Annotated in this window: 13 protein-coding genes; 10 read left to right on the forward strand and 3 right to left on the reverse strand. The window is 61.4% G+C overall.

Annotation, left to right across the window (positions count from 1 at the left end; all coding sequences use genetic code 11):
• Window positions 1–160: 160 nt before the first annotated feature.
• The 7 genes from K5R88_RS28640 (at window position 161) to K5R88_RS28670 (ending at window position 9,247) form a co-directional block, all read left to right on the forward strand.
• A complete protein-coding gene (locus tag K5R88_RS28640) occupies window positions 161–1,483 on the forward strand; it encodes an MFS transporter (RefSeq protein ID WP_226298785.1) in 1,323 nt (440 codons plus the stop codon).
• Window positions 1,476–2,432, forward strand: a complete 957-nt coding sequence (locus K5R88_RS28645; RefSeq protein ID WP_223449577.1) for an amidohydrolase family protein — start codon at window positions 1,476–1,478, stop codon at window positions 2,430–2,432. The genes K5R88_RS28640 and K5R88_RS28645 overlap by 8 nt, the downstream gene beginning before the upstream one ends.
• Entirely contained in the window at window positions 2,429–3,433 is a 1,005-nt protein-coding gene (locus tag K5R88_RS28650; RefSeq protein WP_008029054.1) for a 4-hydroxythreonine-4-phosphate dehydrogenase PdxA, read from the forward strand. Before K5R88_RS28645 ends, K5R88_RS28650 begins: the two co-directional genes overlap by 4 nt.
• A 515-nt stretch (window positions 3,434–3,948) precedes the next feature.
• Window positions 3,949–5,274 (forward strand): MFS transporter, encoded by a 1,326-nt coding sequence (locus K5R88_RS28655; RefSeq protein WP_226298786.1) that lies wholly within the window; start codon window positions 3,949–3,951, stop codon window positions 5,272–5,274.
• Between the two features lie 33 nt (window positions 5,275–5,307).
• Complete coding sequence (locus K5R88_RS28660) at window positions 5,308–6,483, forward strand: L-rhamnonate dehydratase (protein ID WP_226298787.1); 1,176 nt, start codon at window positions 5,308–5,310, stop codon at window positions 6,481–6,483.
• Between the two features lie 53 nt (window positions 6,484–6,536).
• Complete coding sequence (araD1, locus tag K5R88_RS28665) at window positions 6,537–7,532, forward strand: AraD1 family protein (RefSeq protein ID WP_226298788.1); 996 nt, start codon at window positions 6,537–6,539, stop codon at window positions 7,530–7,532.
• Window positions 7,533–7,666: 134 nt separating this feature from the next.
• The gene (locus K5R88_RS28670) at window positions 7,667–9,247 is read left to right on the forward strand and encodes an aldehyde dehydrogenase (NADP(+)) (RefSeq protein ID WP_226298789.1); all 1,581 of its coding nucleotides are present in this window, start codon (window positions 7,667–7,669) and stop codon (window positions 9,245–9,247) included.
• Between the two features lie 121 nt (window positions 9,248–9,368).
• On the opposite strand, the gene K5R88_RS28675 is transcribed toward K5R88_RS28670, so the two are convergent.
• Window positions 9,369–10,277 (reverse strand): DMT family transporter, encoded by a 909-nt coding sequence (locus K5R88_RS28675; RefSeq protein WP_008043472.1) that lies wholly within the window; start codon window positions 10,275–10,277, stop codon window positions 9,369–9,371.
• A gap of 71 nt (window positions 10,278–10,348) precedes the next feature.
• Window positions 10,349–11,974 (reverse strand): methyl-accepting chemotaxis protein, encoded by a 1,626-nt coding sequence (locus tag K5R88_RS28680; RefSeq protein ID WP_226298790.1) that lies wholly within the window; start codon window positions 11,972–11,974, stop codon window positions 10,349–10,351.
• 411 nt (window positions 11,975–12,385) lie between these two features.
• On the opposite strand from K5R88_RS28680, the gene aceK reads away from it, so the two are divergent.
• The 3 genes from aceK (at window position 12,386) to K5R88_RS28695 (ending at window position 19,663) form a co-directional block, all read left to right on the forward strand.
• Window positions 12,386–14,104 (forward strand): bifunctional isocitrate dehydrogenase kinase/phosphatase, encoded by a 1,719-nt coding sequence (gene aceK, locus K5R88_RS28685; protein WP_207286663.1) that lies wholly within the window; start codon window positions 12,386–12,388, stop codon window positions 14,102–14,104.
• A 187-nt stretch (window positions 14,105–14,291) separates the two neighbouring features.
• Window positions 14,292–18,203: an ATP-dependent RNA helicase HrpA gene (gene hrpA, locus K5R88_RS28690; RefSeq protein ID WP_226298791.1), complete on the forward strand. Its 3,912-nt coding sequence runs from the start codon at window positions 14,292–14,294 to the stop codon at window positions 18,201–18,203.
• A gap of 338 nt (window positions 18,204–18,541) precedes the next feature.
• Window positions 18,542–19,663, forward strand: a complete 1,122-nt coding sequence (locus tag K5R88_RS28695; protein ID WP_008029037.1) for a beta-ketoacyl-ACP synthase III — start codon at window positions 18,542–18,544, stop codon at window positions 19,661–19,663.
• A 161-nt stretch (window positions 19,664–19,824) separates the two neighbouring features.
• Here the strand turns inward: K5R88_RS28695 and K5R88_RS28700 are convergent, their stop codons facing one another.
• Window positions 19,825–21,141 carry a putative porin gene (locus K5R88_RS28700; RefSeq protein ID WP_008029035.1) on the reverse strand — a complete coding sequence of 439 codons (1,317 nt, stop codon included), beginning with the start codon at window positions 21,139–21,141 and terminating at the stop codon, window positions 19,825–19,827.
• Window positions 21,142–21,283: the final 142 nt, after the last annotated feature.

The following is a 21,283-nucleotide window of genomic DNA, read 5'->3' on the forward strand; positions in this document are numbered from 1 at the left end:
AAACGCGGCAAAACGCGAACCCTGTAGGAGCCGGCTTGCTGGCGATAGCGGTGTATCAGTCAACATTGATAGCGCCTGACCCACCGCAATCGCCAGCAAGCCGGCTCCTACAGGTCGGTGTTTGCAACTTCACAAAAATAATAAATTCGAGGTGCGCACCATGGCTCGTTCCAGTGCTTCCCTGCAATTACCCGCCGCAGCGGCCACACCGCTGACCGGCACGACCAAGGCCAGCAATGTGCGCTGGCGGATCTTCGCGATCATCTTCGCGCTGACCATGGTCAACCTCATCGACCGGGTGTCGCTGTCCATTGCGATGCCGACCATCGCCCATGAGTTTTCCCTGTCGCCGAGCATGCAAGGCCTGATCCTCAGCAGCTTCTTCTGGGCCTATGCGCTGTTGCAGATTCCCGGCGGCTGGATGATCGACCGCTTCGGCCCGCACCGGGTCATCAGTTGGTCCACCGGGTTGTGGGGGACGTTTCAAGTGTTGGCGGCATTTGCCACGGGCGGCTTGTCATTGTTGTTCGCCCGCGTTGCACTCGGTGCTGCCGAGGCTCCCTTGTTCCCGTCGGGCGGCAAATTGATTTCGTTGTGGCTGGCGCCAAGCGAGCGCAGTCGCGGCGCGGTGCTGATGGACAGCGGCAGCCCGTTGGGCGTGGCGTTGGGCGGGCTAATCATTGCTTATCTGATCGCGTCGCTGGACTCATGGCGCCTGGCGTTCGTGATTGCCGGTATCGCGACGCTGGTACTGGCCTGGCTGGCGCGGCGGTATCTGCGCGATGACCCGGCCAGCCACCCGCAAGTGAATGCCGAAGAGCTCGAGAAGATCAACGCCGGGCGCGCCACGCCGGCAGCCGAAGCGGCGCGAGTGCCGGTCAAAGGCCTGGGCATTGCGGCCCGTTCCCTGAGCGGTTTGCTGGTCGGCCGCGCCAGTTGGGCGATGGTGTATTTCGGCTTGCTGACCTGGGGCCCGAGTTATCTGGCGCAGGCTCGCGGCTTCGATATCAAGGGCATTGGTGCGGCGACGTTCGTGATTTTTGTCTGCGGTGCGCTCGGCTCGTTGACCGGTGGTTTCCTCTGCGACGGGCTGATCCGCAAAGGCGTCAGTCGCGGTGTGGCGGTCAAGAGCCTGCTGGCGTTTTCCGGTCTGGTGGCTCTCGGCGCGTTTCTGTTGTTGCCGACCCTGACTAACCCTTTTGCCGCCGTGGCGTTGTTGGCCATGACTGCGTTTTTCCTGATGTGGGGCAGCCTCTACTGGAGCTTCCCGGCATTGCTGGCGGCGCCGGCGCGGGTCGGCCTGATCGGCGGCGTGATGAACATGGCCGGCAGCACGGGCGGGATTGCGGTGCCGATCCTGGTCGGCGTGATCCTGCAAATGGCCGGTGGATTCGCGCCGGTGCTGGGTTTCTTTGCGGCGTGTTCGGCGGTCTTTGTTTTCGCCACGCTGTTCATCAGCCTCGACGAGGTGTGCCATGACTGAGTTGTATACGGGGCCGATCATCGACGCCCATCACCACTTCTGGGACCCGACGATCAATCACCATCCGTGGCTCGCGCCTGAAGCCAGGATCCCGTTTCGCTACGGCGACTACAGCGCGATCAAACGGCGCTATTTTCCAGACGATTACTTCGCCGATGCCGGGCCGCATAACGTCGTGCAAACGGTGTACATCGAGACCGAATGGGACCCGCAAGACCCGATTGGCGAAACCCGATTCATTGAAGGTTTGGCGGCGCGTTACGGCGTACCGAATGCAATCGTCGCGCAGGCCTGGCTCGATCATCCGGACGCCATCGCGGTGCTCACCGAGCAGGCGAGTTTCAAGTGCGTACGCAGCGTGCGCCACAAACCCGGTGGCCCGACTTCGACGGCGCAGGTGGGCCATCTGCGCAGCCTGATGAGCGATGAACACTGGCGCCGCAGTTACGCCGCGCTGCAAGGGCTGGGGCTGCATTTCGATTTGCAGACACCCTGGTGGAACCTCTACGAAGCCGAACGGCTGGCCCGGGACTTTCCCGGCACCACGCTGATTCTCAACCACGCCGGGTTGCCCAATGACCGCAGCGCCGAAGGCCTGGCGGGGTGGCGTCTGGCGATGGCACGACTGGCCGAATGGCCGAACGTGCAGGTGAAGGTTTCCGGCCTGGGCCTGAAAGGGCAGGCGTGGCGCGCCAAAGACAATGCCTGGATCGTGCGCGAAGTGATCGCCATGTTCGGCACCGACCGCGTGATGTTCGCCAGCAACTTTCCGGTGGACAGCCTGTGCGGCTCGTTCGACGACATCTACAGCGGTTTCAAATCCATCGTTGCTGACCTGCCATGGGCGGATCAGGAGCGCCTGTTCTACAGCAACGCGCAGCGGGTTTATCGCTGCGAGCCTAGCGCCATTGACCGTACATGGCCCGAACCCTTGAGGAGTGAAGCATGAGCAAGACAACCATCGCCATGGTCCTGGGCGACCCGGCGGGCATCGGCCCGGAACTGATCGCACGCCTGCTCGCCGAGCCTCAGGTTCGCAGCCAGGCCAACGTGATCCTGATCGCCGACGAAGCGGAAATGCGCCGCGGCATGCGCATCGCCGGGGTGGAATTTCCATACCGTCGCGTCGAGTCGCTGGATCAGCTGTCATTTGTCGATGACACGCCGTTGTTCTATGACTTTCGCGGCGACACCATTGGCGAATTCCCGCGCAGTGAAGCCAGCGTCATTGGTGGCCGCTACAGCCTCGACACTCTGGAAAAAGCCCTGCGTCTCACCGAGGCCGGCACCACTGGCGCGGTGCTGTTCGGGCCGCTGAACAAGACCTCGCTGCACATGGCCGGCATGGCCCACAACGACGAGTTGCACTGGTTCGCCGAGCTGCTGGATTTCCACGGGCCATTCTGCGAATTCAATGTGCTCGACAACCTCTGGACATCGCGGGTGACCTCGCATGTGGCTTTGGCGGAGGTGCCGGGCATGCTGACGCAAGCGCGGGTGGTGGAAGCGATCCAGCTGATCGACACCGCGCTCAAACGCAACGGCCTGGCGAAACCGCGCATCGGCGTGTGCGGCCTGAATCCGCACAACGGCGACAACGGCTCGTTCGGTCGCGAAGAACTGGACATCATCGGCCCGGCCGTACGTTCGGCGCAGGCGTTGGGGATTGCGGCCGAAGGTCCGTACCCGGGCGACACGATTTTCCTCAAGGTGCAGGGCGATGCGAGCGCCTTTGACGCGGTGGTGACGATGTACCACGACCAGGGACAGATCGCGATCAAGTTGATGGGCTTCTCCCGTGGGGTGACGGTGCAGGGCGGCTTGCCGATCCCCATCACCACACCGGCCCATGGCACCGCGTTTGATATCGCCGGCCAGGGCAAAGCCAACCCCGGCGCGATCCGCCAGGCGTTCGAAATCGCCTGCCGCATGGGCACCAACCACTACTGACCCCCCACAAAACTCACCAACACACCGCAAAGCTAACTGACACACCGCAACTCCCTGTAGGAGCCGGCTTGCTGGCGATGAGGTCCTGACAGACACAGATGAAGTGCCTGTCAGACCTCAATCGCCAGCAAGCCGGCTCCTACAGTAATGCGTGGTGCTGCCAGGTTGTTCAATCAACGCAAAACCCCATGTGGGAGCGAGCCTGCTCGCGATAGCGCTCTATCAGTCACTGCAATGTGCCTGTCAGATCGCCTTCGCGAGCAGGCTCGCTCCCACAGTTGTTTTAGGGGACGCCTGATAACTCGATCTAGGCAATAACCGCGCTTACCTATCACCCCAGGTTATCGATGGATGTGCATAAGTGATTATCCGCCGCCCTGTGCGCTGGCTAAAGTCGCTCCATCGAATGACCAGAGCCGGCCACCCGAGCTGCCTCGATCGCACGATTCAACAACTACAAAAAGCCCGTCTTGTCACTTCCGCAAGGCACATACCGGCAGCAAAGGAACCTTCACATGACTCGTCCAGATTTCGCCCTGGCTCTGTCCAGTGCCATCTCCAAAAGCCGGCTGCGTCTGCTGCCGTTTCTGATCCTGATGTACATCCTCGCCTTCATCGATCGCTCCAACGTCGGCTTCGCCAAAGCCGCGCTGCAGGCCGACACCGGTTTGGGCGATGCCGCGTTTGCGTTCGGCGCGAGCATCTTCTTCATCGGCTACGCGTTCTTCGAAGTGCCGAGCAACTACATGCTGCACCGCCTCGGCGCGAAGGTCTGGCTGTGCCGGATCATGGTCACCTGGGGCCTGGTGTCGGCGGCGATGATGTTTGCCCACAACGCCGAAACCTTTTACGTACTGCGCTTCCTGCTGGGTGTCGCCGAAGCCGGCTTCTTCCCGGGGATCATCCTTTACCTCACCTACTGGTTCCCGGCACAAAGCCGTGGCCAGGCGCTCGGTCTGTTCTACTTCGGCTTGCCCCTGGCGCTGGTGCTGGGCAGCCCGCTGTCGGGCTGGTTGCTGGACTTCCACGGCGTGTTCGGCCTGACCAACTGGCAATGGTTGTTCGTCGTCGAAGGCTTGATGGCATCGGTGGTCGGCATCGCTGCGTACTTCTATCTGGTCAACCGCCCGGCCGATGCCACGTGGTTGAGCGTCGATGAAAAGCAGGCGCTGCAAACCGCACTCAGCGAAGAAGACGCGAAGAAAAAAGACAGCAGCCCCCATGGTTTTCTCAGTGCGCTGCGCAACCCTCGGGTGCTGCAATTCTGCCTGGCGTATTTCACCATTCAGATGAGCGTGTACGGCGTGGTGTTTTACCTGCCGACGCGCATCGCCGGGCTGCTTGACGGCCACGTCGGACTCAACGTCGGCCTGATCACCGCGATTCCGTGGGTCTGCGCCCTGGTCGTGACTCGCCTCGTCACTCGCTACGCCGACCGCACCGGGCAACATCGTCGCCTCGCCGTGTGCATGCTGACCATGGCCGCGCTCGGGATCGCCGCCTCGGCGCTGGGCACCAGCATGGTTCCGGTGGTCATCGCCTTCTGTTTCGCCGCCGCCGGTTTCGTCTCGGTGCAGCCATTGTTCTGGACCATTCCCACCAGCTACCTCAGCGGTGCCGCCGCAGCCGGCGGGATCGCCCTGATCAACTCCATCGGCAACCTCGGCGGCTTCGTCGCGCCGAACCTGAAAACCGTGATGGAAACCAGCTTCGCCGACCCCCGCGCCGGCATGTTCGCCCTGGCCCTGGTCGGCATTGTCGGCGCCGTCCTGTTGTCCCGACTTCGCAGCACCCACACCCCTAAATCCCCCTCGCAGCTCACACCGGCTCAGGTTGGCTGATCACTACCCAAGCGTTAGCAAGGAATTGAATTCATGAAAATCAAAGCAATCCGTACCCGCGTTTTCGAGTGGAAAGGCAAAGTCGTCCCACCACAAGCGCACTTCTGCACCAACGCCAGCGACATCCTGTTCGAGCGCGGCGACGCCATGGGTTCGTTCCGTTTCCACGGCTGGCTGGTGGTGGAAGTCGAGACCGACACCGGTCTTGTCGGCATCGGTAACTGCGCCCTGGCGCCGCGTGTGGCCAAGGAGATCATCGACACCTACCTGGCGCCGATTGCGATTGGCGAAGACCCGTTCGACAACGAATACATCTGGCAGAAGATGTACCGCCAGAGCCACGCCTGGGGCCGTAAAGGCATCGGCATGGCGGCGATCTCGGCGATCGACATCGCGATCTGGGACATCATGGGCAAAGCGGTCAACAAACCGGTGTTCAAACTGCTGGGCGGTCGCACCAAGGAAAAGATCTGGACCTACGCCTCCAAACTCTACGCCAACGACAACCTCGAGCTGTTCCTCGAAGAGGCCCAGGGTTATCTGAACCAGGGTTTCACCGCGCTGAAAATGCGTTTCGGCTACGGCCCGAAAGATGGCCCGGCGGGCATGCGCAAAAACATCGAACAAGTGCGCGCACTGCGTGAGCTGGCCGGCCCGGACATCGACATCATGCTCGAATGCTACATGGGCTGGACCCTGGAATACGCACGGCGCATGTTGCCGAAACTCGCCGAATTCGAACCGCGCTGGCTCGAAGAACCGGTGATCGCCGACGACATCGAGGGCTACATCGAGCTGAAAAAAATGGGGATCATGCCGATCTCCGGCGGCGAGCACGAGTTCACTTCCTACGGCTTCAAAGACCTGCTGGAACGCCGCGCCGTCGACGTGATCCAGTACGACACCAACCGTGTGGGCGGCATCACCGCTGCGCGCAAGATCAACGCGATGGCCGAAGCCTGGTCGGTGCCGGTGATCCCCCATGCCGGGCAGATGCATAACTACCACCTGACCATGTCCACCACCGCCTCACCGATGGCCGAGTTCTTCCCAGTCTTCGATGTCGAGGTCGGCAACGAACTCTTCTACTACGTGTTCAAGGGCGAGCCACAACCGGTCAACGGCTACATCCAGCTCGACGACAACAAGCCGGGCCTGGGCCTGGAAATCTCCGATGAGTACCTGAGCGACTTCAACATCATCGAGTGACCTTGAGGCGCCGCTTTTGGGCGGCGCCATCCCCGACTTTATGGAGGGCCGTCATGCGCCTGATTCAATTTGAAAACACTGCCGGCGAGCGCCAGGTCGGCGTCGTCGAGGGCTCGCAGGTCCAGGTGCTCAAAGGCACCCGCAGCACCCGTGAACTGGCTCTCGCGGCGATCCGCGCCCAACGCAGCCTGCAAGAAGAAGTGGCCCAACGCGGCACTGAACCTGGCCCGGATTACGCGCAACTGTTGCAGCAGGGCAAAGTCCTGCCGCCGCTGGATCACGAAGACCCGGCGCACTGCCTGATCAGCGGCACCGGCCTGACCCATCTGGGCAGCGCCTCGGCGCGGGACAAAATGCACCAGCAGGATGGCGCCGTTGAAGCCGGCATGACCGACACCATGCGCATTTTCAAGTGGGGCCTGGAAGGTGGCAAACCCGCAGCCGGACAGGTTGGCGCGCAGCCGGAATGGTTCTACAAAGGCGACGGCAGCATCGTCGTGCGCCCCGGCGCGGATTTCCCGGTGCCGCCGTTTGCCGAAGATGCCGGTGAAGAACCGGAGCTGACCGGCCTCTATGTGATTGGCGACGATGGTCAGCCGTATCGTGTCGGTTATGCCTTGGGTAACGAGTTCTCCGACCATGTCATGGAGCGCCGCAATTACCTGTACCTCGCGCACTCGAAACTGCGTTTCTGCGCCTATGGTCCGGAGCTGCGTGTCGGTGAATTGCCTAAACACCTGGCGGGCACCAGCCGCATCATCCGCAACGGCGAAACCCTCTGGGAAAAAGAGTTTCTCAGCGGCGAAGACAACATGTGCCACAGCCTCGCCAACCTCGAATTCCATCACTTCAAATACGCGCAGTTTTTGCGTCCGGGCGATGTCCACGTGCATTACTTCGGCACTGCGACGCTGTCGTTTGCCGACGGCGTGAAAACCCGGCCGGGTGATCGCTTTCAGATCAGCCTCGACGCGTTTGGCGCACCGTTGGAAAACGGCATCGGCGAAAGCGCCCAGCCGTTGGCCATCGGCCACGTGCGTTCGCTCTAAAAGCCGGCGGAACATCCGCCCTTGTAGGAGCCGGCTTGCCGGCGATTGCGTCCGAGAGATCGATGCAAGGCTTGAAGGCCAATCGCCGGCAAGCCGGCTCCTACAGGTCTGTGCCAATCGATCAGGAATAAATTATGACCACGCTCTCTGGACACAACTACATCGGCGGACAGCGCAGCGCCAACGGCACGTTGCAACTGCAAAGCCTCGACGCCTCCACCGGCGAGCCGCTGCCCGGCACCTTCTTCCAGGCGACTGAAGCCGAGGTGGATGCCGCCGCCAAAGCCGCCGCTGCGGCTTACCCGATCTACCGCAACCTGAGCGCGGAAAAACGCGCGGCGTTCCTCGATGCCATCGCCGATGAAATCGATGCGCTGGGCGATGACTTCGTCGCCACGGTCTGCCGGGAAACGGCACTGCCGGCCGGGCGTATCCAGGGCGAGCGCGGGCGCACCAGCGGCCAGATGCGTCTGTTCGCCAAGGTCCTGCGGCGCGGTGATTTCTACGGTGCGCGGATCGATCGGGCCTTGCCGGATCGCCAGCCGTTGCCACGCCCGGATCTGCGCCAGTACCGCATCGCCATCGGTCCGGTGGCGGTGTTTGGCGCCAGCAACTTTCCGCTCGCTTTTTCCACGGCGGGCGGCGATACCGCTTCGGCACTGGCCGCCGGTTGCCCGGTGGTGTTCAAGGCGCACAGTGGACACATGGCGACCGCCGAACGGGTCGCGGATGCCATCATCCGCGCCGCCGAACGCACCGGGATGCCGGCCGGTGTGTTCAACATGATTTATGGCGGTGGCGTTGGTGAGTGGCTGGTCAAGCACCCGGCTATTCAGGCCGTGGGCTTCACCGGTTCGCTCAAGGGCGGCAATGCCCTGAGCCACATGGCCGCGACCCGGCCGCAACCGATCCCGGTGTTCGCCGAAATGTCGAGCATCAACCCGGTGTTCCTGTTGCCCGAAGCCCTCGCCGTGCGGGGCGAGCAGATCGCGGCGCAACTGGCCGGTTCGGTGACCTTGGGCTGCGGGCAGTTCTGCACCAATCCGGGTTTGGTCATCGGTTTGCGTTCGCCACAGTTCAGCGCTTTCCTTCAACAGTTCTGCGCCAACATGAACGAGCAGCCGGCACAAACCATGCTCAATGCCGGCGCGCTGGTCAGCTACAGCCAAGGCCTTGGGGAATTGCACGAACATCCGGGGCTGACGCACCTGGCGGGCAAACCGCAGCAGGGCAATCAGGCGCAACCGCAGGTGTTCAAGGCCGATGTCAGCCTGCTGCTCAAGGGCGATGAGTTGCTTCAGGAGGAAGTGTTCGGGCCGACCACCATCGTCATCGAAGTCGAAGATCGGGCGCAGCTCGCGGCGGCGCTGCACGGCCTGCGCGGGCAATTGACGGCGACGCTGATCGGCGAGGCCGAAGAGCTGCTGGAATACCGCTGGCTGGCGCAATTGCTACAGGAAAAAGTCGGGCGGATCTTGCTCAACGGCTATCCGACCGGGGTCGAAGTCTGCGAGGCGATGGTGCATGGCGGGCCGTATCCGGCGACGTCGGATTCTCGCGGGACGTCGGTGGGGACGCTGGCGATTGATCGATTCCTGCGGCCGGTGTGCTTCCAGAATTACCCGGATGCGTTGTTGCCCGAGGCGTTGCAGAACGCGAATCCGCTGGGGATTCGGCGGTTGGTGGATGGCGAAGTGAGTCAGTTAGCCTTGTAGTGCACTGGCGATCGCCTTCGCGGGCAAGCCTCGCTCCTACAGGTCCTGCACAAAACCCGTAGGAGCGAGCGGTGCGGCGATCCGACTTGCCCGCGAAGGCGTCATCAGCGGCACCACAACTCTATTTGGCGGTCACCTCGGCGACCTTCATCACCGAAGGCTTCAACACCAACCACAACGCCGCCGCAATCAACACCCCGCCATACACATGCGCCATCGACAACGGCTCATCCAGCAGCAACGCCCCCCACAACACCCCGAACGGCGGAATCAGGAACGTCGTTGTCATCGATTTCAAAGGCCCGATCGAGCTGAGCAGACGGAAGTAAATGATGTACGCAAACGCCGTGCACCCCAGGCCCAGCCCCAGCAACGACAGCCACACGCTCCAGCCGCCCCAGCTCGCCGGTGGCTGGCTGATCACGCTGTAGCCGAACAGCGGCAGCAGGAACAAGGTCGCCCCGAGCATGCTGCCCAGTGCCGAAAGACGACTGTCGAGCCCGCCGGCCTGATCGAGCCAGCGGCGGGCGAGGAACCCGGCAAAACCATAACAGGTGGTGGCGAGCAGGCAGGCGAGGGCGCCCATCAGCAGTTGCAGGTCGAAGGCCACCGGGCCGGCACGGGTCAGCACGCCAACACCGAACAAACCGAGAAACACCCCACCGAGCTTGGCGGCAGTGAGCCGCTCACTGAAGAACAGGCCGCCGATCAACACGCCCATCAGTGGCGTGGTGGCGTTGAAGATTGCCGAGTAACCGGCGGGCAGCACCTGGGCCGCCACTGAATAGAGGGTCGCTGGTATCCCGGAGTTGATCACCCCGAGCAGCATCACGGTTTTGAGCTTGCCCTTGAAATCCCAGCTGATGCGCATCAGCCCGACAATCACCAGCAACCCGACCGCCGCAATCGACACGCGGAAAAATGCCGTGGGGATGCTGCCAATCACTGGGGCGATGATGCGCATGAACAGGAAACTCGCGCCCCAGATGGCCGCCAGCGACAGTAAACGAACGATATCGACAGGGCTCACGGTGCACTCCTTCCTTGATGGGGACGAGAGTGTTGCCGAGAGCCTTGCCTATGGCAACCGAAAAACCGGCATCAAATTATGAAACGTGTCACCAGACCGTTGAGGTCGATTGCCAGCCGCGACAGTTCCTGACTGGCGGCTGAAGTCTGGGTGGCGCCGGCGGCGGTCTGGGTCGAGAGATCGCGAATGGTCACCAGGTTCTGATCGACTTCCCGGGCCACCAGCGCTTGCTGTTCGGCGGCGCTGGCGATGACCAGGTTGCGTTCGTTGATCTGCGAGATCGATGCGGTGATTTTTTCCAGCGCGCTGCCGGCACTGTTGGCCCGGCGCAAGGTCTGGCTGGCGTGTTCGGCACTGCTTTGCAGCGCGCTCACCGTGGCCCCGGTGCCGTGCTGGATGTTGTTGATCATCAGCTCGATTTCTTCGGTGGAGTTCTGGGTGCGTTGCGCCAGCGAACGCACTTCATCGGCCACCACGGCAAACCCGCGTCCGGCCTCACCGGCGCGTGCGGCTTCGATGGCCGCATTGAGCGCCAGCAGGTTGGTCTGCCCGGCGATGCCGCGAATCACTTCCAGTACTTTGCTGATGTCCTGCGCCTGAACCGCCAGGCCCTCGGCCCTTTCCGAGGCGCCGAGCACTTCGCTGACCAGCCCCTGAATCGCGGTGATGGTTTCAGTGACCTGCACGTGGCCGTGCTTGCTGTCCTCGTTCGACGCCTGGGAGGCCTCGGCGCTGGACACGGCATTCGCGGCGACTTCGTCCACCGCAGTGCTCATCTCGGTGACGGCGGTGGCGGCCATCTCGATCTGGTCGTTCTGCTGCTGCAGGCCGCGAGTGCTTTCCTCCATCACCGAACTCATTTCCTCGGCTGCCGACGCCAGCTGGCGCGCCGAGTCGCTGATGCCGCGAATGGTCGTGCGCAGGTTGCCTTGCATGTCGGCGAGGGCGTTGAGCAATTGCGCGGCTTCGTCCTTGCCGTGGCTGGCAATCTGTCCGCTGAGGTCGCCCGCGGCAATCCGGCGTGCGACCTGCAGCGCCTGATTGATCGGCGTGGTGATGCTGCGCGTCAGCAACCAGGCCAACAGCAGCGTGGCAAGCAGCGCAATCACGATGATCGTGCCGACGATCCATTGCGCGCGCTGGTACATCAACGCGGCGGCGTCCGCAGCGGTATCGGCGCCTTGCTGATTGAAACTGATCATCGATTCCAGGGATTTATCCAGCACGATGCCCTGCGGGGCCAGTTCACTGTTGAGGCGGGCGTAGGCCTGCTCATCCTGGCCGGCATCGATCTGCGCGAGGATCTGGTCGAGGATGGCCAGGTACTTCGCGACGGCGGCATTCAGGCTGTCGAGCATGACCCGTTCCTGGTCGCTGGACAGCAGCGTCTTGTGGTCGTTGAGGCGTTTTTGCAATTCCTGGCGTTGCACGTTGAGGATGCCTTTGCTCCTTTCCCGCACAGCGCTCTGGCTGTTGGCGATCAACCGCAACGATTCCAAGCGGATGGTGGCGATGTTGGACGCGCTGTCATGGATGCTCTCGATGCTCGGCATCCACGATTCCTCGATGACCGATGCACTCTCGCGCAGGGTCGCCATCTGACCCAGGCCGAACAGCCCGACCAGCACCAGCAGGCTGGCCAGCACAGCAAAACTCAAGCTCGCGCGCAAACCTATGCGCATGTTCCTTATAGGCATCTTATGTGCTCCTTGGGCATTTTGAGAGGTAGTCCTCGTGGACCGAGGATCTTGTTTTTAGGCGGGTGAACGCGGGGTGTATATCAAAGTGCCATTATCTTGGTAAGACCAGTTCGAGAGCACTTTTCAGGCGGGCAGGCTTTCAGGAAAAAGCAGAAAATCTGGCGGCTGACATTTGCCTGACCGTGGATTGGATCCGTACGCCTGATAATCAGAGGGTTGTAGATGAATCGATTAAGTGGATGGAGAGTGACTTTTGAGGTCGTTTACTGACCGAACGGTCGATTAAAAAAAGTCTGAAAAAACTGCGCCCATGAGCGATTCATTCGTTTTCGGACCGAAATTAGGCTTCTCCTGCACCCGGTTCACTGGCTAAGCTCAGGCCTTCCGAATTCCCGTAGAGGTCTCACCATGCCGCAGCAATGGCCAGCCGCCGACATCGCCCGAATGATCCTCGATGGCTTTGACGATTACCGCGAGCATTTCCGGCAGATCACCGACGGCGCCCGGGCGCGTTTCGAGCAAGCCCAATGGCAGGAAACGCAAATCGCCTCGGCGGCGCGGATCAACCTCTACGAAGATAAAGTCAGCGAAACGGTGGACCGGCTGCGCATCGCGTTTGACGCCGATACGCTGGATGTCAGCTGCTGGCCACTGGTCAAAAGCGCCTACATCAGCCTGATCGACCTGCGCTTCGACGATGAACTGTCCGAGACCTGGTACAACTCGATCTTCTGCGGGCTGTTCAGCCATGACCTGATCAGCGACGGCTGCATGTTCATCCACACCACCCGGCCAAGCCTGCGCCGGGCGCGCGCCGCACAAACCCGCACCTACAAACCTCAGGGGCAGTTGTCAGGCATGTTGGCGAGCATTTTTGCCGACTACCGTTTCAGCGAGGATTACGCCGACCTCGCGGGCGATCTGCGTCGCCTCGAAGCACAGCTGCGCGAGAACCTGCCGGACTGGGTGTGCAAGGATCCCGAGCTGAGCGTCGAGCTGTTCTCCTCGGTGTTGTACCGCAACAAGGGCGCTTACCTGGTGGGGCGCATCTACACCACCGACGAGCAATGGCCGCTGGCGATTCCGCTGCTGCACCTTGAGGGTCGCGGCATCCAGATCGATGCGTTGATTACCGACGAAGCCGACGTGTCGATCATCTTCTCGTTCACCCGTTCCTACTTCATGGTCGATGTGCCGGTGCCAGCGGAGTTCATCGGTTTCCTGCGGCGGATCCTGCCGGGCAAGCACATCGCCGAGCTGTACACCTCGATCGGTTTCTACAAGCACGGCAAGTCGGAGTTCTACCGGGCGCTGATCAACCACCTGGCCAGCACCGACGACCAGTTCATCATGGCCCCCGGCGTGCGCGGCATGGTGATGAGCGTGTTCACGCTGCCGGGTTTCAACACCGTGTTCAAAATCATCAAGGACCGTTTCTCGCCGTCGAAAAACGTCGACCGGGCGACGGTGATCGAGAAGTACCGGCTGGTGAAAAGCGTCGATCGTGTCGGGCGCATGGCCGATACCCAGGAATTCGCCGATTTCCGTTTTCCGTTGAGCAAGTTCGAACCGGCGTGTCTGGAAGAATTGCTGGACGTGGCGGCGTCCACCGTATCGGTGGAAGGCGACACGGTATTGATCCGTCACTGCTGGACCGAGCGGCGGATGACCCCGTTGAACCTGTACCTGGAAAACGCCAACGAGGCGCAGGTGCACGACGCGCTGGAAGATTACGGCCTGGCGATCAAGCAACTGGCGGCGGCGAACATTTTTCCCGGCGACATGCTGCTGAAAAACTTCGGCGTCACCCGTCACGGTCGCGTGGTGTTTTATGACTACGACGAGATCTGCTTCCTGACCGAAGCCAACTTCCGCCACATCCCGCAACCGCGTACGCCGGAAGACGAAATGGCGTCCGAGCCGTGGTATTCGATCGGGCCGCTGGACGTGTTCCCCGAGGAGTTCCCGCCGTTTCTGTTTGCCGATTCCGCGCAGCGGCGCTTGTTCGATCAGTTGCACGGCGAGCTGTACAACGCCGATTACTGGAAAAGCCTGCAAGAGGCGATTCGTGCCGGCAAGGTGATCGACGTGTTCCCGTATCGGCGCAAGGGCCTCGATACCGAGTAGTTCTCTGCGATTGCTGCGCAATCGAATCGCGAGCAGGCTCGCTCCCACATTTGACCGCGGTGCCCCGATTTTGTGGTCGCATCAGATCCAGTGTGGGAGCGAGCCTGCTCGCGATTCGGCCGCGCAGCGGCCGTAAAATCTGCGACAATCCGCCCCCTGCGCCACTAGACGACTTATTGCGTACCTGATGACTGACGAATCGCCTTCACTCGACAAACTGCTGAAAAACCTCGATCACGCCATGCTCGCCGACCGCCACCGGCTGCGTCGGCAGTTGCTTGAGCTGCGCAAGAAACCCGACGAAGCCAAGCTGGCCCAGTGGGTGGCGCGCATGCAGGCGTCCTGTGATCAGGTGTTGGCGCGACGTGCCAGCCTGCCGGTGATTCGTTACGACGACAGCCTGCCCATCGCCGCCAAGCGCGATGAAATCAAGGAAGCGCTGCTCAAGCATCAGGTGCTGATCATCGCCGGCGAAACCGGCTCGGGTAAAACCACCCAGTTGCCGAAGATCTGCCTGGAAATCGGTCGCGGCCAGCATGGCCTGATAGGCCACACCCAGCCGCGTCGAATTGCGGCGCGCAGCGTGGCGAGCCGGGTTGCCGAAGAACTGGCGACGCCATTGGGCGCGCTGGTCGGCTATCAGGTGCGGTTCGAGGATCAGAGCGACTCCAACACCCTGATCAAACTGATGACCGACGGCATCCTGCTGGCGGAAACCCAGAACGATCGCTACCTCGAACGCTACGACACGATCATCGTCGACGAAGCCCACGAACGCAGCCTCAACATCGACTTCCTGCTCGGTTACCTGAAAACCCTGCTGCCCCGTCGTCCGGACCTGAAAGTCATCATCACCTCGGCGACCATCGACCTGGAGCGTTTCTCCAAGCACTTCGACGATGCGCCCATCGTTGAGGTCTCCGGCCGCACCTTCCCGGTGGAAACCTGGTATCGCCCGCTGACCCTGGAACAGGACGAAGAGGGCAACCGCGTCGAGGATGACCTGACCGTGGATCAGGCGATCCTCGCCACCCTCGACGAAATCGCCGCGTTCGAACGCAGCGAGCGCAAGAGCCCCGGCGATGTGCTGGTGTTCCTGCCCGGCGAGCGCGAGATTCGCGACGCCGCCGACATGCTGCGCAAGGCGCAACTCAAACACACCGAAATCCTGCCGTTGTACGCACGCTTGTCGCCGGCCGAACAACAGCGGATTTTCCAGTCGCACCCGGGGCGTCGCGTAGTGCTGGCGACCAACGTCGCCGAAACGTCGCTGACCGTGCCGGGCATTCGTTACGTGATCGACAGCGGCACTGCGCGCATCAGCCGCTACAGCTACCGCGCCAAGGTCCAGCGCCTGCCCATCGAAGCGATTTCCCAGGCCAGCGCCAACCAGCGTAAAGGTCGATGCGGTCGGGTTGAGCCAGGCATTTGCGTACGGTTGTTCAGCGAAGAAGACTTCATCGGTCGCCCGGAATTTACCGACCCGGAAATCCTGCGGACCAACCTCGCGGCGGTGATTTTGCAGATGCTGCATCTGCGCCTCGGCGAGATCACCGATTTCCCGTTTATCGAGCCACCCGATGGCAAGGCCATCAGCGACGGTTTCAACCTGCTGCAAGAGCTGTCGGCGGTGGACCGCAACAGCCAGTTGACCCCGCTGGGGCGCCAATTGGCGCGCCTGCCGGTGGACCCGCGCATGGGCCGCATGCTGCTCGAAGCGGCGAAACTCGGCAGCTTGCAGGAAGTGCTGATCGTCGCCAGCGCGATGTCGATTCAAGACCCGCGCGAGCGTCCGCCAGAGCGTCAGCAAGCGGCAGATCAGGCGCATGCGCAATGGAAAGACGTGGACTCGGACTTCGCCGGGCTGGTCAATCTGTGGCGTGGTTTTGAAGAGCAACGCCAGGCGCTGACGGCCAGTCCGCTGCGTAACTGGTGCCGCAAGAATTTCCTCAACTACCTGCGGCTGCGCGAGTGGCGCGACTCGCACCGTCAGTTGAGCCTGATCTGCCGCGACATGCAGTTGAGCCTCAATAAAGAGCCGGCGGATTACCCAAAACTTCACAAAGCCGTGCTCTCGGGCCTGCTCAGCCAGATCGGGCAGAAAACCGATGAAGGCGATTACCTCGGTGCCCGGCAGCGGCGCTTCTGGATTCACCCGTCATCGGGCCTTGGTAAAAAGCGCCCGCAATGGCTGATGACCGCCGAACTGGTGGAAACCACCAAGCTCTACGCGCGCATGGTCGCGAAGATCGATGCCGACTGGATCGAGCCGCTCGCGGGGCACCTGATCAAGAAAAACCACTTCGAACCCCATTGGGAGAAGAAGCGCGGGCAGGTCGTGGCGTTCGAGCAGATCACCTTGTTCGGGCTGATCGTGGTCGGTCGCCGGCCGGTGCATTACGGGCCGATCGATCCGGTAGTGTCCCGTGAGTTTTTCATTCGCGAAGGCTTGGTGCGCGGCGAGATTCAGTCCAAAGCCAAGTGCCTGACCGCCAACCAGCAACTGCTGGAACAACTCGACGAGCTGGAAGCCAAGGCTCGCCGTCGCGACATTCTGGCCGACGAAGAAACCCTGTTCGCCTTCTACGATGCGCGACTGCCGGCGGAGATTCACCAGACCGCGACCTTCGACAGCTGGTACCGGATTAACAGCCAGAAAGACCCGCAACTGCTGATCATGCGCGAAGAAGACGTGCTGGCCCGCGAGGCCAGTGAAGTCACCGCGCTGCATTACCCGGACACCTTGCACATCGGCGATCTGGAACTGGCGCTCAGTTACCATTTCGAACCGAACCACCCGCGTGACGGCGTGACCCTGCGCGTGCCGGCGCCGCTGTTGCCGATGCTGCCGCCGGAACGTCTGGAGTGGCTGGTGCCCGGCGTGATCGAGGCCAAGTGCATTGCCTTGGTGCGCAACCTGCCCAAGGCGTTGCGCAAGAATTTCGTGCCGGTGCCGGACTTCGTCAAAGCCGCGTTGCAGCGCATGACCTTTGCCGAGGGTTCGTTGCCTCAGGCATTGGGTCGCGAGTTGCTGCGCATGACCGGTGCGCGGGTCAGCGATGAGGCGTGGGCCGAAGCGGCGCAGCAGGTCGAAAATCACCTGCGGATGAACCTGGAAATCGTCGATGGCCAGGGCAAGTTCCTCGGCGAAGGACGAGATCTGGCGGAGCTCACCGCGCGATTCGCTGAAGCCAGCCAAGCGGCATTGGCCGTCCCGCAAACGGCAAAAAGTCAGCAACCGGTGGAGGCGAAAGTCTTCGCCGCCGTGGCGGAAAAGACCCAACAGAAGATCGCCGGGTTGTCGATGACGGTGTATCCGGCGCTCGTCGAAGAGGCCGGCACGGTCAAGGAAGGGCGGTTCTCGACGCCGGCCGAAGCCGAGTTCCAGCATCGCCGCGCGTTGCAGCGCCTGCTGATGCAACAACTGGCGGAACCGGCGAAGTTCCTGCGCGGCAAGTTGCCGGGCCTGACCGAGCTGGGCCTGATGTACCGCGACATGGGCCGCGTCGACAGTCTGGTGGAAGACATTCTGCTGGCCAGTCTCGACAGCTGCATCCTCGACGGCGAAGACCCGTTGCCGCGTGATGGCGCCGGATTGGCGGCGCTGGCCGAACGCAAACGCGGCGGCTGGACCGAGCATGCCGAGCGTCTGGCGAAGCTGACCCTGGAAATTCTCAAGCTCTGGCACGGCCTGCAAAAACGCTTCAAGGGCAAGATCGATCTGGCGCAGGCCGTGGCGTTGAATGACATCAAGCAGCAACTCAGTCATCTGGTGTATCCGGGTTTCGTCCGCGAAACGCCGATGCAATGGCTCAAGGAACTGCCGCGTTACCTGAAAGCCATCGAGCAGCGCTTCGAGAAACTGGCTGCGCAGGTGCAGAAGGATCGGGTCTGGAGCGGTGAGCTGTCCGGCCTCTGGACTCAATACCAGACCCGCGCCAACAAACACGCCCAGGAAGGCAAACGCGATCCGCAGCTTGAGCTCTATCGCTGGTGGCTGGAGGAGTACCGGGTTTCGCTGTTCGCCCAGCAGTTGGGGACCAAGGTACCGATCTCTGACAAACGCCTGAACAAGCAATGGACCCAGGTCGAACCCTAAAACCTGTAGGAGCACGGCTTGCCGGCGAAGGCGTCTTTGAGTGCGATGCAAGGTTCAAGGCCGCCTTCGCCGGCAAGCCGTGCTCCTACAGGTTGGATATCTGCCATTTGTCATTACTTGAAACGTAGTGCCGTTGCACTCGCAAAAGGCGCCAAACCCCAACGTTTATGGCAAACTTCGCGCCTATAAACGCCGGCCCCGCGGTTTTGAGCCTCTCAAGGTTCGGGCGGTTCGGAATAAAGCGATGCCAGGTTTGCTTCCTGTGACGGGAACAGACCCTTTATGTATTGGTACGTCGGTGCCAATGCTTTCTGCCTGAACAGATTAGAGAAACGACCATGCATAACGTCGTCATCAGCGGCACCGGCCTGTACACCCCGGCCAACAGCATTTCCAACGAAGAGCTGGTGCAGTCTTTCAACGCTTACGTCGCGCAGTTCAACGCCGACAACGCCGACGCCATCGCCCGTGGCGAAGTCGAGGCATTGACCGAATCCAGCGCCGCGTTTATCGAAAAAGCCTCCGGTATCAAAAGCCGCTTCGTCATGGACAAGGACGGCATTCTCGACCCGCAACGCATGGCGCCACGTCTGCCGGAGCGCTCGAACGACGAGTGGTCGGTGCTTTGCCAGATGGCCATCGGCGCAGCCGAACAAGCCTTGCAGCGCGCCGGCAAAACCGCAGCGGACATCGACGGCGTGATCGTCGCTTGCTCCAACCTGCAACGCGCTTACCCGGCCATCGCCATCGAAGTCCAGGAAGCGCTGGGCATCCAGGGTTTCGGTTTCGACATGAACGTGGCCTGCTCCTCGGCAACCTTCGGCATTCAAGCTGCGGCCAACAGCGTGCAACTGGGCCAGGCCCGGGCAGTGCTGATGGTCAACCCGGAAGTCTGCACCGGTCACCTGAACTTCCGTGACCGCGACAGCCACTTCATCTTCGGCGACGCGGCCACTGCAGTGATCATCGAGCGAGCGGACCTGGCGACGTCCAAGTACCAGTTCGACGTGGTCAGCACCAAGCTGCTGACCAAGTTTTCCAACAACATCCGCAACAACTTCGGCTTCCTCAACCGCGCGGCGGAAGAGGGCATCGGTGCCAAGGACAAGCTGTTCGTGCAGGAAGGCCGCAAGGTGTTCAAGGAAGTCTGCCCGATGGTGGCCGAGCTGATCGGTGCGCACCTGGAAGAGAACCAGCTCAACGTCGGCGACGTGAAGCGCTTCTGGCTGCACCAGGCCAACCTCAGCATGAACCACTTGATCGTGAGGAAACTGCTGGGTCGCGAAGCCACCGAAGCAGAAGCCCCGGTGATTCTCGACACCTACGCCAACACCAGCTCTGCGGGCTCGGTGATTGCGTTTCACAAGAACCAGGATGATCTGGCGGCGGGTTCGCTGGCGGTGCTCAGCTCGTTCGGCGCCGGTTATTCGATTGGTAGCGTGATTCTGCGCAAGCGTTGAGTTGTCGCGGTAAATGAAAAGATCGCAGCCTGCGAAGGCTGCGATCTTTTTTTGCATAAAAAAACTCGCGCTGCTGAATCGGACGGATGATGGGGACCGATACAGCAGCGCGAGTTTGTAAAAGCAGTTTGGGCGTCCTTGCCCGAACCGTGTAGCAGGGATCAGAACTTGGCTTCGGCATCCAGTTGCAGGGTGTTGATTTTCGAGTCCCGCAGGGTGGCGTTGGTGTAGTCGGAATCAGCCATGAAGTACGTCGCGCCGAGGGCGAAGTTCTTGTCGATCTCGTAGCTCACTTTCAACTTGCTGCCGCGCGAACCGGTGAAACCGTTGGCGAAGTCAGAGTCGGTGAAGGCGCCGACCACGGCGTTACGCTGTACGTCACGATAGTTGTAGTCCACGCCGAAGCCGAAGACGTTGGTCTTGACACCGGCCAGCCAGCCCATGTCCTGATCGTTGCTGGCATCGTCGTTGTTGACGACTTGACCGTAGATCGACAGTGGCATTGGCAGGCCGCCGATGTCGAGCTGACCAAAGCCTTCGTACAGTTTGAACTGTTCGTTCGCCGTGTTGCCGTTAATGGCCAGTCGGCAGGTGTTCGCCGCACAGGTATTGTTGATGTCGTTGTCGTTGTCGTAAGCGTAGAGACTGCCACCCAAGGTCATTTTCAGGTTGTCAGTGATCGCGAAACGCGCGCCCAACTGGCCTGAGTACAGACGCAGGTCGTGGCGGAACTGCTTGCCTTCGCCGTCGACGTTGTCCTTGAGGGTGAAGTGGCCGGCGCTACCGAACAGCTCGGTGCTGCCGCCCAGCGGGTATTTGTAAGTCACTGCCAGACCTTCCGGGTTGATGTCGCTATCCCAGATGATGTCGCCCATGCTCACCCATGGTTGCGCCATCTTGCCGCCGATCAAGTGCAGATTCTTGATGGCGTCAGGGTGGTAGTCGACGTAACCCTGGTCCAGCCAGATATCCTTCTTGGTGAAGTTGCCATCCAGGCTCTGGTTGGTGGAACGAGAGTCGTTGTCGCTGCCAGTGGCAATACGGATGCCGGTGTCCACTTGCGGGTTGATTGCAGTGTAGGCACCCAGGCGGACGCGAATACGTTGACGATCCTGGTCGCCGGTGTTGGAAACACCGTCGTTCTTGACCGTTTCCTGGCGGAAACGCACGTCACCCTTGAACTGGGTCTTGGCAGCCCACGCCAGTTTCTGGTCGAAGGTGCTCAGTGCTTCGGTTTTCTTCGCGGTGGCCGCGATCTGCTCGTTAGTCTCTTGCTGAGCCTGACGGGCGATTTGCTGATCCTTCTGATCCCTGGCCAGCTCGGCTTGCAACTCGCTGTACTGCGCGTTGGTAATCGAACCGTTAGCCTTCAGCATGTCGAGCAGTTTGGCGTCGACTGCGGCGCTGGCCGGAACACTCATGGCCAGCAGCAGACCGCCACACAGGGCCGCCGCAGTTTTCGTGGAAGCAAGACGCATATCAATCTCCGAAGATGAGAGGGGATGACTTAGCCATCCAGGGCACAACCGACCGATGTCGGACGGAAAACAGTGATCGGGCTAAGAACCCGACGCTCTAAAAACTGGCGCCAGTATCGCGATGGTTTATGACAAGGCAGTG

Origin of the sequence: Pseudomonas sp. MM213, from assembly GCF_020423045.1 — a bacterium.
Classification (GTDB): Bacteria; Pseudomonadota; Gammaproteobacteria; order Pseudomonadales; family Pseudomonadaceae; genus Aquipseudomonas; species Aquipseudomonas migulae.

What these genes read in the sequence shown, in the direction of transcription:
- K5R88_RS28640 (WP_226298785.1), top strand. Translation starts at nt 161, where the DNA reads ATGGCTCGTTCCAGTGCTTCCCTGCAATTACCCGCCGCAGCGGCCACA.
- K5R88_RS28645 (WP_223449577.1), top strand. Translation starts at nt 1,476, where the DNA reads ATGACTGAGTTGTATACGGGGCCGATCATCGACGCCCATCACCACTTC.
- K5R88_RS28650 (WP_008029054.1), top strand. Translation starts at nt 2,429, where the DNA reads ATGAGCAAGACAACCATCGCCATGGTCCTGGGCGACCCGGCGGGCATC.
- K5R88_RS28655 (WP_226298786.1), top strand. Translation starts at nt 3,949, where the DNA reads ATGACTCGTCCAGATTTCGCCCTGGCTCTGTCCAGTGCCATCTCCAAA.
- K5R88_RS28660 (WP_226298787.1), top strand. Translation starts at nt 5,308, where the DNA reads ATGAAAATCAAAGCAATCCGTACCCGCGTTTTCGAGTGGAAAGGCAAA.
- araD1 (WP_226298788.1), top strand. Translation starts at nt 6,537, where the DNA reads ATGCGCCTGATTCAATTTGAAAACACTGCCGGCGAGCGCCAGGTCGGC.
- K5R88_RS28670 (WP_226298789.1), top strand. Translation starts at nt 7,667, where the DNA reads ATGACCACGCTCTCTGGACACAACTACATCGGCGGACAGCGCAGCGCC.
- K5R88_RS28680 (WP_226298790.1), bottom strand. Translation starts at nt 11,974, where the DNA reads ATGCCTATAAGGAACATGCGCATAGGTTTGCGCGCGAGCTTGAGTTTT.
- aceK (WP_207286663.1), top strand. Translation starts at nt 12,386, where the DNA reads ATGCCGCAGCAATGGCCAGCCGCCGACATCGCCCGAATGATCCTCGAT.
- hrpA (WP_226298791.1), top strand. Translation starts at nt 14,292, where the DNA reads ATGACTGACGAATCGCCTTCACTCGACAAACTGCTGAAAAACCTCGAT.
- K5R88_RS28695 (WP_008029037.1), top strand. Translation starts at nt 18,542, where the DNA reads ATGCATAACGTCGTCATCAGCGGCACCGGCCTGTACACCCCGGCCAAC.
- K5R88_RS28700 (WP_008029035.1), bottom strand. Translation starts at nt 21,141, where the DNA reads ATGCGTCTTGCTTCCACGAAAACTGCGGCGGCCCTGTGTGGCGGTCTG.